Annotated in this window: 13 protein-coding genes; all 13 read left to right on the top strand. The window is 33.0% G+C overall.

Annotated features, from left to right (window positions below; genetic code table 11):
* Positions 1-97: 97 nt before the first annotated feature.
* The 13 genes from rsgA to BM296_RS17500 all read left to right on the top strand — a co-directional run bounded on the left by rsgA (position 98) and on the right by BM296_RS17500 (position 15,431).
* The gene (gene rsgA, locus BM296_RS17440) at positions 98-1,051 is read left to right on the top strand and encodes a ribosome small subunit-dependent GTPase A (protein ID WP_091905099.1); all 954 of its coding nucleotides are present in this window, start codon (positions 98-100) and stop codon (positions 1,049-1,051) included.
* A complete protein-coding gene (dtd, locus tag BM296_RS17445) occupies positions 1,048-1,500 on the top strand; it encodes a D-aminoacyl-tRNA deacylase (RefSeq protein ID WP_091905102.1) in 453 nt (150 codons plus the stop codon). The genes rsgA and dtd overlap by 4 nt, the downstream gene beginning before the upstream one ends.
* Positions 1,501-1,579: 79 nt before the next feature.
* Positions 1,580-3,472, top strand: coding sequence for a DUF3857 domain-containing transglutaminase family protein (locus BM296_RS17450; RefSeq protein WP_091905105.1), 1,893 nt, complete (start codon positions 1,580-1,582; stop codon positions 3,470-3,472).
* 5 nt (positions 3,473-3,477) lie between these two features.
* On the top strand, positions 3,478-5,496 hold the full coding sequence (locus BM296_RS17455; protein WP_091905108.1) for a DUF3858 domain-containing protein: 2,019 nt from the start codon (positions 3,478-3,480) through the stop codon (positions 5,494-5,496).
* Positions 5,497-5,568: 72 nt separating this feature from the next.
* Positions 5,569-7,545, top strand: coding sequence for a DUF3858 domain-containing protein (locus BM296_RS17460; protein ID WP_091905111.1), 1,977 nt, complete (start codon positions 5,569-5,571; stop codon positions 7,543-7,545).
* Between the two features lie 8 nt (positions 7,546-7,553).
* Positions 7,554-7,880 carry a nucleotide pyrophosphohydrolase gene (locus BM296_RS17465; protein ID WP_027068033.1) on the top strand — a complete coding sequence of 109 codons (327 nt, stop codon included), beginning with the start codon at positions 7,554-7,556 and terminating at the stop codon, positions 7,878-7,880.
* Positions 7,881-7,917: 37 nt separating this feature from the next.
* Positions 7,918-9,147 carry a 3-phosphoshikimate 1-carboxyvinyltransferase gene (locus BM296_RS17470; RefSeq protein ID WP_091905114.1) on the top strand — a complete coding sequence of 410 codons (1,230 nt, stop codon included), beginning with the start codon at positions 7,918-7,920 and terminating at the stop codon, positions 9,145-9,147.
* Between the two features lie 79 nt (positions 9,148-9,226).
* Entirely contained in the window at positions 9,227-10,276 is a 1,050-nt protein-coding gene (gene queA, locus BM296_RS17475) for a tRNA preQ1(34) S-adenosylmethionine ribosyltransferase-isomerase QueA (protein ID WP_027068031.1), read from the top strand.
* Positions 10,277-10,380: 104 nt separating this feature from the next.
* Positions 10,381-11,424 (top strand): dual-specificity RNA methyltransferase RlmN, encoded by a 1,044-nt coding sequence (gene rlmN / locus BM296_RS17480; RefSeq protein WP_091905118.1) that lies wholly within the window; start codon positions 10,381-10,383, stop codon positions 11,422-11,424.
* A 420-nt stretch (positions 11,425-11,844) separates the two neighbouring features.
* On the top strand, positions 11,845-12,822 hold the full coding sequence (locus tag BM296_RS17485) for a polyprenyl synthetase family protein (protein ID WP_091905121.1): 978 nt from the start codon (positions 11,845-11,847) through the stop codon (positions 12,820-12,822).
* Between the two features lie 133 nt (positions 12,823-12,955).
* Positions 12,956-13,516: an RNA polymerase sigma factor gene (locus BM296_RS17490; RefSeq protein ID WP_091905124.1), complete on the top strand. Its 561-nt coding sequence runs from the start codon at positions 12,956-12,958 to the stop codon at positions 13,514-13,516.
* A complete protein-coding gene (locus tag BM296_RS17495; protein WP_091905127.1) occupies positions 13,506-14,258 on the top strand; it encodes a hypothetical protein in 753 nt (250 codons plus the stop codon). Before BM296_RS17490 ends, BM296_RS17495 begins: the two co-directional genes overlap by 11 nt.
* A 90-nt stretch (positions 14,259-14,348) precedes the next feature.
* Positions 14,349-15,431, top strand: coding sequence for a hypothetical protein (locus BM296_RS17500; RefSeq protein ID WP_091905130.1), 1,083 nt, complete (start codon positions 14,349-14,351; stop codon positions 15,429-15,431).
* The last annotated feature ends 45 nt before the right edge of the window (positions 15,432-15,476 follow it).

The raw sequence follows: 15,476 nt of genomic DNA on the forward strand, positions 1-15,476 counted from the left end.
TTGGTTATTATTTAATGTTATAGTTCTAAATCCAAATTTATGTTAATTTTTATATTTAAAGCAGTTACTTTGTATAAAAGGAAGGTATTTTGGATAAATGGTAGGAATTGTATACAAATCTACGGGAAGTTGGTACACTGTTAAGGCAGATGATGGCGATTTTTATGAGTGTAGAATCAAAGGAAAGTTTAGGATAAAAGGTATAAAAAGTACAAATCCTGTTGCGGTTGGGGACTATGTGCGTTTTGAAGTGGAGACTACTGGCGATGATACCTTTGGTATTATTAATGAAATAGAAGATCGTAAAAATTATATCATTCGTAAATCTGTTAACCTATCTAAGCAGACCCATATTATAGCGGCCAATTTAGATCAAGTATTTTTATTGGTAACATTGAACAATCCGCCAACCTATCCGGTTTTTATAGATCGATTTTTAATTACGGCCGAGGCATACGAAATTCCTGCGATTTTACTATTCAATAAAGTAGATACCTATACACCAGAAGAGTTAGATGAAATTAAATTCTTAGCGGCATTATACCGAAAAATAGGGTATACCTGTATTGGCATTTCAGCAGCGACAGGAAAAAATGTAGACAAGGTAAAAGAAATGATGGAAGGTAAAACCTCAATGTTTTCTGGACATTCGGGTGTTGGTAAGTCTACATTAGTAAATACTATTGAGCCTAATTTAGATATAAAAACAAAACAGATTTCTGAGCAACATTTACAAGGTCAGCATACGACTACGTTTGCAGAAATGTTCGATTTAAGTTTTGATGCCCGTATTATAGATACGCCTGGAATAAAAGGGTTTGGTATCGTTGATATGGAAAAAGAAGAAATAGGGAACTATTTTCCAGAGTTTTTTAAATTGAAACAAGAATGTAAGTTTAATAATTGTATTCATGTAGATGAGCCAAAATGTGCCGTTAAAGATGCTTTAGAAACAGGTGATATAGCTTGGAGCAGGTACAATAGTTACCTGCAAATGATAAAGGGAGAAGAAGAGCATTACAGAGTAGATATACATGATGATAAGAAATGAGAGCAGTAATACAACGTGCATCAAAAGCCAGTGTAACGGTTAATGGAGAAAAGATAAGCGCCATTGAGGAAGGTGTTTTAATACTTATCGGAATTGAAAATTTAGATACCCAAGAAGATATTGATTGGCTCACGAATAAAATAGTCAATCTCCGTATTTTTAATGATGAAGAAGGGGTAATGAACAATTCTCTACTAGAAACAAACGGAGATGCTATTGTGGTAAGTCAGTTTACCTTGCATGCAAGTACAAAAAAAGGAAATCGCCCATCTTATATAAAAGCAGCAAGACCAGAAGTAGCTATTCCACTTTACGAAGCTTTTATTGCTACCCTAGAATCTAAAATGGATAAAAAAGTTGGTACAGGTGTATTTGGAGCAGATATGAAAGTTGAGTTACTGAATGATGGTCCTGTTACAATTTTGATAGATACTAAAGATAAAACTTAGGGTACAATAATTTTTCTGTAAATTTTTGTAAGAAATATACTGTTTTTGTCGTTAAGATAGAAACCAGCTTACCAAACTTATGCGCTTATCTTTTTTTCTGTTCTTCTTCGCGATAACTCATATCGCGATTGCCCAAAAATACAGTTTTTCTAAAATAGAACCCTCCTTTTTAAAAAATTCAGATGCTGTTGTTCGTTTAGATGAAAGTACTGTTTTAGTTAAATCTTCTGATTTTATGGAAGTTACATCTAAAAGAGTGGTCACCGTATTAAATGAAAGTGGTTCTAAGCATGTAAATGCCAAAGTGTTTTATGACAACGAGACCTCGATAAAGGATCTTGAAGCCATAATACTTGATGCTAATGGCAAAGAAATAGAAAAGTTTAAAGAAAAGGATTTCATTGACCAAACTGCTACTGGTGAAGGAACTTTGTATTCTGATTCTAGAGTAAAATATCTCAGATACACTCCTACTAAATATCCTTATACAGTTGTTTTAACCGAAAAGCATACAACATCTGATACAGCGTTTATGCCACGTTGGTTTTTTATGGATGGTTATAGACTAAGTGTTGAAAAAAGTGAATTCAATTTGAATTTGCCTTCAACAATTAAATATAGATATAAGGAAAATAATCTTGCAGATTATAATGTGATACGTTCAGAAATAGAATCTGGCGTAAACTATACAGCGGTAAATTTAAAAGCATTAGAGTCAGAAGATTTTGATCCTGAGTTTATAGAATTTGCACCTAATGTACAATTCGCACTTGAAGATTTTCATTTAAAAGGGGTAGAGGGTCATGCAACTTCATGGAAAGAATTTGGAGGTTGGATATACAATTCTCTATTAAAGGGGCGAGGGGAACTTAACGCTTCAACCATTCAAAAAGTACAGACTTTAGTTAGGGGAATAGAGGACCCAAAAGAAAAGATAAAAATAGTATATCAATTTGTTCAGGATAACACCAGGTATATCAGTGTACAAATGGGTATAGGTGGATGGGAGCCAATAAGCGCTATTGAAGTAGATAGAGTCAAGTATGGTGATTGTAAAGGTCTTACTAATTATACAATGGCTTTGCTGAAAGCAGTTGGTATAGAGTCATATTATACTATTGTTTCGGCAGGTCCAAATATGCGAAGTTTAGATTATGACTTTCCGTCTTTACAAGGTAATCATGCTTTTTTGAACGTACCATTGGTCGATGAGGAAATTTGGTTAGAATGTACCAGTCAAGTAGTACCTGCAAATTTTTCAGGAACATTTACAGATAATAGGTATGTATTAAAAGTGGGTCCTGATGGTGGTGAAATGGTAAAGTCTAGGCAGTATACATCTGAACAAAGTAAACAGATGACTACGGCAAATATAATAATAGGAGAAAGTGAAATTAATGCGCAGTTAAAGATAAAAAGTACTGGTATACAGTACAATCAAAAATATGGCTTGTCGAATGATAGTAAAGAAGATGTGGAGAAGTACTACAAACGTCATTGGGATTACATAAATGATGTACATATTCTAAACCATGATATAGTAAATGACAAGGATAATATTGAAACAATCGAGAACATAGATATAAAAACATCTGGATATCTGTCAAAAGCAGGTGACCGCCTTCTTTTTGCTCCAAACATGTTGAATAGAAACGAATATGTGCCCAAAAGGGATAAAGAGAGAAACCGAGATATAGTTATTAATAGAGGGTATTTAGATGAAGATGAATTTATAATAGAAATACCAAATGGTTATGAAATAGAATCTTCATTAAAGCCAGTAAAATTAAAAAATGATTTTGGTGAATTTGAAGTCAATGTAGAACAATTATCAGAATCTACATTACATTTCAAAAGGAGATTATTAATGAAGCCTGGTAAATTCTCAAAAACCAGTTATAATGATTATCGAGATTTTAGAAAGACCATTTCTAGAGTAGACGCATCAAAAATTGTACTTATTAAAATATAAAATTAATGAAATTATTTTTTTCAATCACCTTAGCTTTTATTTCATTTTCAATAAATGCACAATCTAGTGCCGTAAAGTTTGGAAAGGTTTCAATGGAGCAAGTTGCTCAGAAACTACATGCTGTTGATAGTGATTCAGAGGCAGCAATATTATATAAAAAAGAAAGACTTTTTTACAATTATTCTTCTGGCAAAGGATTTAATACAACCAGAGAAGTCCATCTAAGAATTAAAATTTATAACAAGGCTGGTTTAGATTGGGCTACTAAAGTAGTATCCTTATATACCTCTAATTCTGGGGAACAAAAAATATATAATATTAAAGGGTTTACATATAATCTTGTTAATGGTAAAATAGAAGAAAGTAAGCTTAAAAAAGAAGGGATTTTTTTAGAAAATGTAAGTAAATATCGCAACAGTGTTTCTATCACTATGCCGAATGTGAAGGTGGGTAGTGTAATGGATATAAGATATGACATTAGTTCTGATATGGTAGGTTATATGGATGATTTTACTTTACAATACGGTATACCTTTAGATTATGTAGAATTAAGCGTAGAGGTGCCAGAGTATTTTAATTTTAAAAGATTTACAAAAGGTTTTTATCCTATATCATTAAAAGAATCTCAAAAGAATCGAAAAATCAATTATAATTATAAAACAAAAAGAGACGATAGTTTTGGGTCTGTTGGGTCAAAATCAACAAACCAGTTGGCTGAACTTGAATTTTTTGAGAAGCATTATGAAATCAACGCAGAAAATATACCTGCTCTAAAAGAGGTTGATTACACTAATAATATTGAGAATTATAGAAGTGCAATTGTATTTGAACTAGAGTCAACAAAATTTCCAAACGCTGGTTTTAAAATATATAGTAAGTCTTGGGAAGATGTTGCAAATACAATTTATAAGTACGATGATTTTGGGGAACAAGTTAGTAAGAATAGATTTTATAGAAATGACTTAGACGTGCTTATAGCGGAAAATAAAGATGCTAAATTGTTGATATCTGAGATTTATAAATATGTTCAGAATAGAATGAGTTGGAATGATTATTATGGTGTGGGTTGTAGTGTTGGTGTAAAGAAAGCATATGAGGAGAAAAGGGGTAACGTTGCAGAAATAAATTTAATGCTAACATCTATGTTGCGATACGCGGGTATAAAAGCTAACCCTGTTTTAGTAAGTACAAAATCTAATGGTATTCCTATTTTTCCTACCACCAGTGGTTTTAATTATGTTATAGCCGCCATAGAAAATGGTGAAGATTTTATTGTATTAGATGCTACTGAAAAAATGTTGGCAGTAAACGAGTTGCCAAGTCGAGCTATGAATTGGATGGGTCGATTAGTTAGAGAAGATGGTACTTCAAAAGAAGTTTCATTAGCGGCTAAATCTATTTCTAATAAATTTGTTTTTATGCAAGCCAACATAAAGGAAGATGGCTTGATTGAAGGGGAAATGAAAATTCGTTTAAGTAATCATTTAGCTTTCGAGCATAGAATGGATAATCATGATAAAACCGAAGAGGAAATTTTTAATAATTCTTCATTATACCAAAATATAGAAGTAGATGATTTTGAGCTAAAAAATGGCAAAGCTCCAGATCAGCCTTTAGAGTATTCTTTGTCGTTTATTAATGATGAACAAATAGAGGTAATTGATGACAAATTATATTTCAATCCATTATTATTTTTAAGCTTAAATGAAAATCCTTTTAAATTAGATTCAAGAGAATACCCTATCGATTTTAATTATCCTTCTTCCAGTAAGGTGAGCATAACTTACACCATCCCTGATGGTTATAAGGTAGAATCTTTGCCAGAGAAAATAACAATAGGGCTACCTGATAAAATTGGCACTTTTAACTTCGCTATTAAACAAAATGGAAATCTATTACAGGTTGTTAGCACCACAAAGATTCAAGAAGCATTAATACCTGCTTTTTATTATGAATCTTTAAAGGAGTTTTATAATCAAATGGTACTGAAACAGACAGAAAAAATTGTTTTGTCAAGAGTATAAATGTTGTAGAGATTAACTTAAATAGTATTTAAGTAAGTGTTTGTTAATTTGTATTTTAAATAAGAAATAATAATGTTCAATACCATTAGAAAAAAATATTATTTGATTTTTATATTGTGTACTTTATCTCTTGTTGCTCAAGAAAAACCAGAATTTGGTACTATCTCACAATCGGAAAGTTCATTTACTTCTTATGATAAAGATAAAGAAGCAACAGCTGTTTATTTGTCTGAATACGGACACAATTATTTTGATGTAAGAGATAGTTACATTTGGCTGATTACCAAATACCACGCTAAAGTGAAGATTTTAAACAAAGATGGTTTTAAACATGCGGATATAGAAATACCATTATATCATTCAAAAAAAAATAAGGAAAAAATAGTAAAAATTAAGGCTGTCACACACAATAATGGCATGAGTATACCCGTCAAAACTGCAGAATTTTATGAGGAAGAAATAAATGAAAAATGGACTCAATTAAAATTTACATTTCCAAATGTACAAGAAGGGGTAATAGTGGAGTATGAATATGAAATGCAGTCACCTTTTCATTTTAATTTTCAGGGTTGGGAGTTTCAGACCGATATTCCTAAGTTATATTCTGAATTTTATGCTGAAATACCGGGTAATTGGCTGTATAACAGAAGTATTATAGGGTCTTTGAAACTTTCTGTGGATGAATCTAGAATAATAAGTTCTTGTTTTAAGTTTCCAGGATTAGAGCAAGATAGTGATTGTGAAGCGCTAAGATATGCCATGAAAGATATACCCGCCTTCAAGGATTCAGAAAAGTACATGCTTTCGGCAAATAATTACAGATCTAGAATTGAGTTTGAACTTTCTGAGTATAAAAGTTTTTATGGAGGCACAGATAAATATACGAAAACATGGAAAGCAGTAGATAGGGAATTTAAAACAGATGGAGATTTAGGTGTTCAGCTTAAAAAGAAAAATTTTTTTTCAAAAAGTGTTGATCCGGGTCTTTTGACTCAAGGTGATGATTTGACCAAGGCAAAGAATATTTATGAGTTTGTCAAAAATCATTTTATATGGAATGAAGAGTATGGGGTATGGAATGACAATAAAGTGAAAAATGCTTTTGATCAGAAAAAAGGTAGTGCCGCTGAAATTAATATCTCATTGATCAATTTACTAAATGCTGCGGGTTTAAATGTTAATATGATGTTATTGGCAACAAGAAACAAGGGTCTACCTAAGAAAACTCATCCGGTAATGAGTGATTTCAATTATCTAATAGCAAAAGTAGATATTGGTGAAAAAGCCTACTTATTAGACGCAACTAATAAATATATGCCTTTTGGAATGTTACCTTATCATAGCTTAAATTATTATGGTCGTGTAATGGATTTTGATAATGATAGTTATTGGTTTGATATTGTACCAGAAAAGTCAAATGCCATCATGTTGCGTGCTCAAATGACAATCGATGCAAGCGAAAAAAAATTAACTGGAGTATTTGACCTTATAAATACAGGATATAAAAAAGTTGCTCAAGATGAAGTGTTGTCAACAACAAAAGAAGATAGTTATATTGAAAGATTAGAAGAAGAAATTTCAGATGATTTTCATATTATGTCTCATGAAAAAAAACTCAAATATTCTGATGAAAAGAAGTTGACAGAAAGATTCAATTTTGAAATGGAAAATTTGTTTCAAGAGGATAATATTTACTTAAATCCATTTGTGCTTAAATTTTTTGATAACAATCCGTTTACAGCTTCAGAAAGAACTTATCCGATTGATTTTGGTTATCCAATGAGATATCAGTACGTTTTAAATGTTAAAATACCGGATGGGTATAATGTAAAGTCGATACCTGAAAATAAGAACTTTTCCTTACCAGATAATGGTGGCGTATTAAAACTAAATGTATCTGATAATAACAGTGGTGCCCTTAATTTATTTTTTACTTTTGATTTGAATTCTGCACATTATAATAATGGTTATTATGAGGGGTTGAAACAACTTTTTAGTGAAGCTGTAAAAAGTCAGAGTCAATCTTTAATTGTTTTTGAAAAAATTTAAAGTACAATATGAACATTGAAAACGCACAACTAGAAGTAGATAATTGGATTAAGAAACATGGTGTTCGCTATTTTAATGAGCTGACCAATATGGCGCAGCTAACAGAAGAGGTAGGAGAGGTAGCGAGAATTATAGCCAGACGTTACGGTGAGCAGAGTGAAAAAGAGTCAGATAAGAATAAAGATTTAGGCGAGGAGTTGGCAGATGTAATGTTCGTTGTACTATGTTTGGCAAATCAGACGGGTATCGATTTGCAACAAGCTTTTGATAAAAAGTTAGATTTGAAAACAAAGCGTGATCATGATCGTCATCACAACAATAAAAAGTTGAAATAGGCGTATATTTGTCGCTTGATTTTTAAAACGACACGCATTGAAACTTCACCTAACCGGCCCAGCAAACAATCAGCTAAACAATACAATTACTATAACAGGTTCTAAAAGTGAATCTAACCGTAGTCTGTTATTGGCTGCATTATTTCCAGATATTAAAATTGAGAATATTTCAAACTCTGACGATGCCCAGGTTATGGCAAAAGGGTTGAAGATTTCAGATGGTACGGTAGACATTCACCATGCAGGTACGGCTATGCGTTTCTTAACAGGGTACTTTTCTTCACAAGAAGGAAAAGAAGTAATTTTAACCGGGTCTAAAAGAATGACCGAAAGACCTATTAAAATTCTTGTTGATGCTTTAAAATCACTAGGAGCAGAAATCTCTTATGTACAAGAAGATGGTTATCCTCCAATAAAAATAAAAGGACAAAAAATAGTTAAAGATAAAGTGAGCTTGCCTGCAAATGTGAGTAGTCAGTACATTTCTTCACTACTGTTAATTGCCCCAAGTTTAGAAAACGGACTAGAATTAGAGTTGGTCGGTAAGATTACTTCGGTACCTTATATTAAAATGACGCTAGCGTTATTGGAAGAAATTGGTGTAGAAACTTCTTTTGAAGGAAATATAATTAAAGTTTCTGCTAAGGATAAAGTTGCGCCTACAACCTTGGTAGTAGAATCTGATTGGAGTTCGGCATCTTACTTTTATGGTATTTGTGCACTTGCCGCTCCTGGAACAGAAATTACCTTATCTGCGTATAAGCAGAAGAGTCTTCAGGGAGATAGTGTCTTGGCAGATATTTATACTTCATTTGGAGTAGAAACTACTTTTGGTGAGAATAAGATTACTTTGAGAAAGACCGATAAGAAAGTATTGGCAGAAAATGAATTTGATTTGGCGAATGCTCCGGACATAGCACAAACAATAGCGGTAACTTGCTTTGGGTTAGGTGTGGGTTGTCATTTAATTGGGTTGCATACGTTGAAAATTAAAGAAACTGATCGTCTAGAAGCGTTACACACAGAACTTTCTAAACTGGGAGCTGATATTTCTGTAACGGATAAAACACTTACCATAATTCCTTCTAAAACCATTATTCCAGAGGTAGCTATTGATACATATAATGATCACAGAATGGCTATGGCTTTTGCTCCTTTAGCAATGAAAACGACCATGTTTGTAAACGATGCAGAAGTGGTTTCTAAGTCGTATCCAGATTTCTGGAATGATCTAAAACAATTAGATTTCAGTTTAAAAGAATTATAATTAGGGATTTACTTGACAAGGCCTATCTGCAGATTGTATATTTGCAGCCGCAATTTGCTACATTAAATATAACAGCTACATGAAATTATCAAATTTTAATTTTGAGCTTCCAAAAGAATTATTGGCGGAGCATCCTTCTGAAAATAGAGATGAGTCTAAGTTAATGGTCATCCACAGAGATACCGGAAAGATTGAGCACAAGATGTTCAAAGACATGATTGACTATTTTGATGAAGGTGATGTTATGGTTCTTAACAATACCAAAGTTTTCCCTGCTCGTTTATACGGTAACAAGGAAAAAACTGGTGCGCGTATTGAAGTTTTTCTTTTGCGTGAATTGAATGAAGAACAACGTCTTTGGGATGTTCTTGTAGATCCAGCACGTAAAATACGTATTGGTAACAAGCTATATTTTGGTGATGATGAAACATTGGTTGCAGAAGTTATTGATAATACAACCTCTAGAGGTAGAACATTACGTTTCTTGTATGATGGAGCTTATTTAGATTTCAGAAGAAAACTAAGAGAATTAGGAGAGACTCCATTGCCTAAGTATATTAAGAGAGAAGTTGAGCCAGAAGATGAAGGGCGTTACCAAACTATTTATGCAAAGCATGAAGGTGCGGTTGCTGCTCCAACAGCAGGTCTTCACTTTTCTAAGCACTTATTAAAGCGTTTAGAAATTAAAGGTGTTGATTTTGCAGAATTAACTTTGCACGTTGGGTTAGGTACTTTTAATCCTGTAGAAGTTGAAGATTTATCTAAGCATAAAATGGATAGCGAAGAGCTATTTATTGATGAAAAAGCAACTGATATCGTAAACAACGCTAAGTTAGAAAAGCGTCGTATATGTGCGGTTGGTACTACTGCAATGAGAGGATTGGAAAGTGCAGTTTCATCTAAGCATACATTAAATACATATGAAGGTTGGACAAACAAGTTCATTTTCCCTCCTTATGATTTTAGTATCGCTAATGCAATGATCACTAATTTCCACTTACCTAAATCTACATTATTGATGATGGTATCTGCATTTATGGGTCATGATTTAATGAACAAAGCATATAAAGAAGCAATATTGGAAAACTATAAGTTCTATTCTTATGGTGATGCCATGTTGATTATATAAGTTAAGAATACCTCCTTTTTTTAAAAGGAAAAATTGAAAATCCCGCTTTATCTGCAAATTGAGAAAGCGGGATTTTTATAATTAGTAATACCTACCTTTAAGTAATGGAAGAAATAAAGAAAAAAGATATCCGGGCATTAACGCGTGAGCAGCTTAGGGACTTTTTTGTTTCTAATGGAGACAAAGCTTTTAGAGGTAATCAAGTGTATGAATGGTTGTGGCAGAAAGCTACCTATTCTTTTGATGTGATGACCAATCTGTCTAAAGAAACTAGGGAAATGCTAGAAGCTAATTTCGTTATCAACCATATTAAGGTAGATCTAATGCAACGCAGTAGTGACGGTACCATTAAGAATGCCGTACGCTTGCATGACGATTTAATTGTAGAGTCGGTATTGATACCTACAAAGTCAAGAACAACAGCTTGTGTATCTAGTCAGGTTGGGTGTAGCTTAGACTGTAGGTTCTGTGCAACCTCTCGTTTAAAGCGCATGCGTAATTTGAATCCCGATGAAATTTATGATCAAGTAGTTGCTATAGACAATGAAAGCCGATTGTATTTTGAAAGACCATTGAGCAATATTGTTTTTATGGGTATGGGAGAGCCTTTGATGAACTATAACAATGTTCTAAAGGCAATTGATAAGATTACTTCTCCAGACGGTTTAGGGATGTCTCCAAAGCGAATTACCGTATCTACTTCAGGTGTACCTAAGTTGATTAAAAAAATGGCAGATGATGAAGTCAAGTTTAAGTTGGCGGTTTCATTACATTCTGCAATAGATGAGATACGTACGTCCATTATGCCTTTTAATGCAAAGTTTACTTTGAGCGATTTAAGAGAGTCGCTAGTGTATTGGTATGAAAAAACAAAAAGTAGAATTACCTACGAATATGTAGTGTGGGACGGTATAAACGATAGTCAAAAAGATGTAGACGCCTTGGTAGAATTCTGCCGCTTTGCACCATCTAAAGTAAATCTAATAGAATATAATCCTATTGATGATGGCGAGTTTAAACAAGCATCTAATGCAGCTATTGATCGTTACGTAAATACTTTGGAGAAAAATAATATTGTTGTAACCGTTCGTCGTTCTAGAGGAAAGGATATTGATGCCGCTTGTGGTCAGTTAGCGAATAAAAGTTAGAAGTACAAAGTAGTAAGTACGAGATACAAAGTGAAAAGTACTAAGTATTGAGTACAAAGTATTGAGTACGAAGTCTAAAGTTAGAAGAGAGAAAATAGAGTATAGAAAATAGACTTGTTAGAAGATAAATTATTTAGCAAAGCTAAGCTTTAGAAATGGAAGGTATTAAGTAATACGAATTACTAGAGCAATTGCTAATATAATATCTTATTACTTAATACGAAAAACTCGAAGCGTTATAGCCAAAAGCCAAAAGCCAAAAGCATTCTTGAATTTGAGCTTGATTTTTGAGTTTGAACTTAAATTTCATTTTTACAGCAACTATCAGCCATCAACCATCAACCAAGTAATCAATATCTCCTCTCCGAGTACTGTTAACTGCTAGCTTTTACCTAATTTTAGCGTTCTAATTAAGAGCAACTGAAAATAGTAGCGCAAATAAAGGAACCTGTCTATCAGGAAATGGAGAAGTTTGAATCTAAGTTTAGAGATTCAATGACTTCTAAGGTTGCACTACTCAACAGAATAACCCATTACATCGTTAATCGCAAAGGGAAGCAGATGCGTCCTATGTTTGTGTTTCTTACTGCAAAATTGCTGAATAATGGTGAGGTAAATGAGCGTACATATCGTGGTGCCTCGGTAATAGAGCTTATACATACCGCAACCTTGGTTCATGACGATGTGGTCGATGAAAGTAATAAACGTAGAGGATTCTTCTCTATTAATGCCCTTTGGAAAAATAAGATAGCTGTTTTAGTGGGCGATTATTTGCTCTCTAAAGGACTATTGTTATCTATTGATAATGGCGATTTCGATTTGCTTAAAATAATCTCTGTAGCCGTTCGTGAAATGAGCGAGGGAGAATTATTGCAAATAGAAAAAGCAAGGCGTTTAGATATTACCGAAGAGGTGTACTACGAAATTATAAGACAGAAAACTGCAACTCTTATAGCAGCATGCTGTTCATTAGGTGCATGTTCGGTAAAACCAGATAGTACAGATGTAGAAACATTCAGGAAGTTTGGTGAACTCTGTGGTATGGCATTTCAAATAAAAGATGACCTTTTTGATTACGGTGGTCAAAAAATAGGAAAGCCAACAGGTATAGATATTAAGGAGCAGAAAATGACGTTGCCGTTAATATACGCTTTAAACCACTGTGCCAAGAAAGAGAAAAGTTGGGCTATCAATTCTATTAAAAACCACAACAAAGATAAAAAACGCGTAAAACAAGTTATTGCCTTTGTAAAAGAAAAGGGCGGACTCGATTATGCAGTTGGTCAAATGCTTCAATATAGGGATGAGGCTTTAGAACTACTAAGTACCTATCCAGAATCTGACTATAAAGCTGCTCTGGAATTGATGGTAAATTACGTGGTAGATCGTAAAAAATAATTTAATCTAAAAATATTTAATTTTAAAGTACTGTAAAACAGTTATATATAGATAAATTTTAAAATTTATTTATTTTCAGGCAACTATTATTAAAAGATCTGCGTCTAGTATAATAGAAGACCAAACCAATATTTTGAAAATTATACCTTTTTATAAAAACGAAAACCAGCTCATTAAAAGAGCAATATCGGGAAGCCGAGATGCGCAAGAGCGTTTATATAAAAAGCATGCTCCAAAAATGCTAAGTGTCTGTAGACAATATATAAAAGACATTCATTTTGCCGAGGATGTAATGGTGCAAGGATTTCTGAAAATGTTCAATAAACTGGACACTTTTAAATTTGAAGGTAGTTTTGAAGGTTGGTTAAGAAGAATAATGATTAGGGAAAGTATCTCTTATCTAAGAAAGCAACAATTTGTTGTTTATGATGATGAGGTGTACGAAAAAAATCAGTCTGAAGAAATTTCGCAGAGTACAGATTTAGACACCGAACATATTCAGCTGTTAATAGATGCTTTACCGCAAGGATATAAAATGGTCTTTGTACTGTATACTGTAGAAGGGTACAAGCATAAAGAAATAGCAGAAATGCTTTCTATTACCGAGAGCACTTCAAAAACACAATTATTAAAAGCCCGAAAATTGCTACAAAATCAATTAAGGCAACAAAATATTATAGGGTATGGGAACTGATAAATTTGAGAAACATATAAAAGCCCAGTTCAAGGAAAGAGAAATTCAACCTTCAGAAAATGCTTGGGAAAAATTATCATCAGAATTAAATACTGATGACAGAAAAAAGAAACCTGTGTACTTATGGATGGGTATAGCTGCTAGTGTTATTGTTTTAATAGGAGTTACAATGTTCTTTTTTAACAGTGGAGATAAGGTTAACGGAACACAGTTTAAAGTTGTTGAAACCGATAGTAAAGAAGTATTGAAAGAGAATATACATACGGAAGAAGTACCGTTTGTAGAGAAAGAACAAGAAACTTTAGCTACAACTAGTGATTTAGAGAAAATTAATAACGTAGTAGAAAAGAAGCAAGAACCAATAAAAGAAATAGAGGTCGTCAATACTACAAATGAAATTGAAATTGCATCTGTAGAACATATTGAGTCTGAAAAAATAGAGGATAAATTAGAAATTTCAGATGATATTATAAATACAAAAGTGGCAGGCATAGTTGCACAATTAAATGAGTTAGAACAGTATAGTGCTGTAACCGATGCGGAGGTAGACTCGTTATTGAAACGTGCACAAGATGAAATTTTAAGAGAGAAGATATTTAATACAGATAAATCTGTCGATGCAATGGCTTTGTTGACAGAGGTTGAGGGCGAGCTTGATCAATCCTTCCGAGACCAAATATTTAATTCATTAAAAGCCAGTTTTATCAAGGTGCGTACTGCCGTTGCAGACCGCAATAATTAATCAAACACAAATCGTTTTATTCTTTATCTCTATAAAATCACATAGGGACAGGGAGCGGAGTTTTATTCATCAACAAAAATCAAAATCGAAATGAGAACAATTACAATGTATTTAGTAGGGCTGGTTACACTTTTTATGGTGCAAAATATGACTGCTCAAGAAGACTTGGAAAAGAAAATAGGAATATTAAAGGAGCAGAAATTAAATGTGACTTCTCAAGAAAAGGAAGCATTAAAATTTGAAATAGAAGAAATAGCCAAACAATTAAAGAATGGTGAAATTTCAGAGGATGAAGCCAATTCATTGAAAATGAAAGCTGCCGAGAAAAGAGCGTTGAATATTGAAGAAAGATTAGCTATAATCAATAATAAAATTTCTTTATTGGAAAGGAATAATGGAGAGGTAAAAGAATTGGATACCTTGAATTATAAGTTTGCTTTTCAAATAGGGTTTGGTGATGATGACGGGGAGGATTCAAAACTTTTTGGAATTAGAATTAATGATAATCCAAAAAGAATAGAGCCAAAATATGATAGAAGAACATATTCAGATTTTATAATGGCCGTTGGGTTGAACAATGTAATTACCGAAGGGCAATCTTTAAACGATTCTCCATATAAAATTGGTGGGAGTAGATTTTTTGAAATGGGATGGCAATGGCGTACTAGAGTTTTTAAGAACTCAAATTTTTTACGATTCAATTATGGGTTCTCTTTTCAATTTAACGGATTAAAGGCAAAGGATAATCAATACTTGGTTTCCCTTGAGAACGGACAATCAGAGCTTCAAGAATTTGATTATGAGTTAGATAAATCAAAATTTAGAATGGATAACCTGGTGTTTCCTATGCATTTCGAATTTGGTCCGTCTAAATTGAAGACAACCGATAAAACCATGCGTTATTCTTTAAAAAATCAATTTAGAGTTGGACTAGGTGGTTACGGAGGTTTTAATATAGGTACGCGTCAGAAGTTGAAATATGAAATTGACGGTGATAATGTTAAAGACAAATTAAAGCGTAGCTACAACACCAACGATCTAATATATGGGTTGAGTGCGTATGCAGGTGTTGATGGTGTTCTATTATATGTGAAGTACGATTTAAACCCGATATTTAAGAACGCTGCGGTGGATCAAAGAAATGTATCCCTAGGTCTTCGTTTCGATTTATAGTATAAAAATATTCATCAATCAATTTAGCTGTGGTGCCGTGTGTAA

Origin of the sequence: Maribacter stanieri (genome assembly GCF_900112245.1) — a bacterium.
GTDB classification, from domain to species: Bacteria; Bacteroidota; Bacteroidia; order Flavobacteriales; family Flavobacteriaceae; genus Maribacter; species Maribacter stanieri.

Bases quoted from the DNA above. Each gene is read 5' to 3' on its own strand.
- rsgA (WP_091905099.1), top strand. From the start codon at position 98: ATGGTAGGAATTGTATACAAATCTACGGGAAGTTGGTACACTGTTAAG.
- dtd (WP_091905102.1), top strand. From the start codon at position 1,048: ATGAGAGCAGTAATACAACGTGCATCAAAAGCCAGTGTAACGGTTAAT.
- BM296_RS17450 (WP_091905105.1), top strand. From the start codon at position 1,580: ATGCGCTTATCTTTTTTTCTGTTCTTCTTCGCGATAACTCATATCGCG.
- BM296_RS17455 (WP_091905108.1), top strand. From the start codon at position 3,478: ATGAAATTATTTTTTTCAATCACCTTAGCTTTTATTTCATTTTCAATA.
- BM296_RS17460 (WP_091905111.1), top strand. From the start codon at position 5,569: ATGTTCAATACCATTAGAAAAAAATATTATTTGATTTTTATATTGTGT.
- BM296_RS17465 (WP_027068033.1), top strand. From the start codon at position 7,554: ATGAACATTGAAAACGCACAACTAGAAGTAGATAATTGGATTAAGAAA.
- queA (WP_027068031.1), top strand. From the start codon at position 9,227: ATGAAATTATCAAATTTTAATTTTGAGCTTCCAAAAGAATTATTGGCG.
- rlmN (WP_091905118.1), top strand. From the start codon at position 10,381: ATGGAAGAAATAAAGAAAAAAGATATCCGGGCATTAACGCGTGAGCAG.
- BM296_RS17495 (WP_091905127.1), top strand. From the start codon at position 13,506: ATGGGAACTGATAAATTTGAGAAACATATAAAAGCCCAGTTCAAGGAA.
- BM296_RS17500 (WP_091905130.1), top strand. From the start codon at position 14,349: ATGAGAACAATTACAATGTATTTAGTAGGGCTGGTTACACTTTTTATG.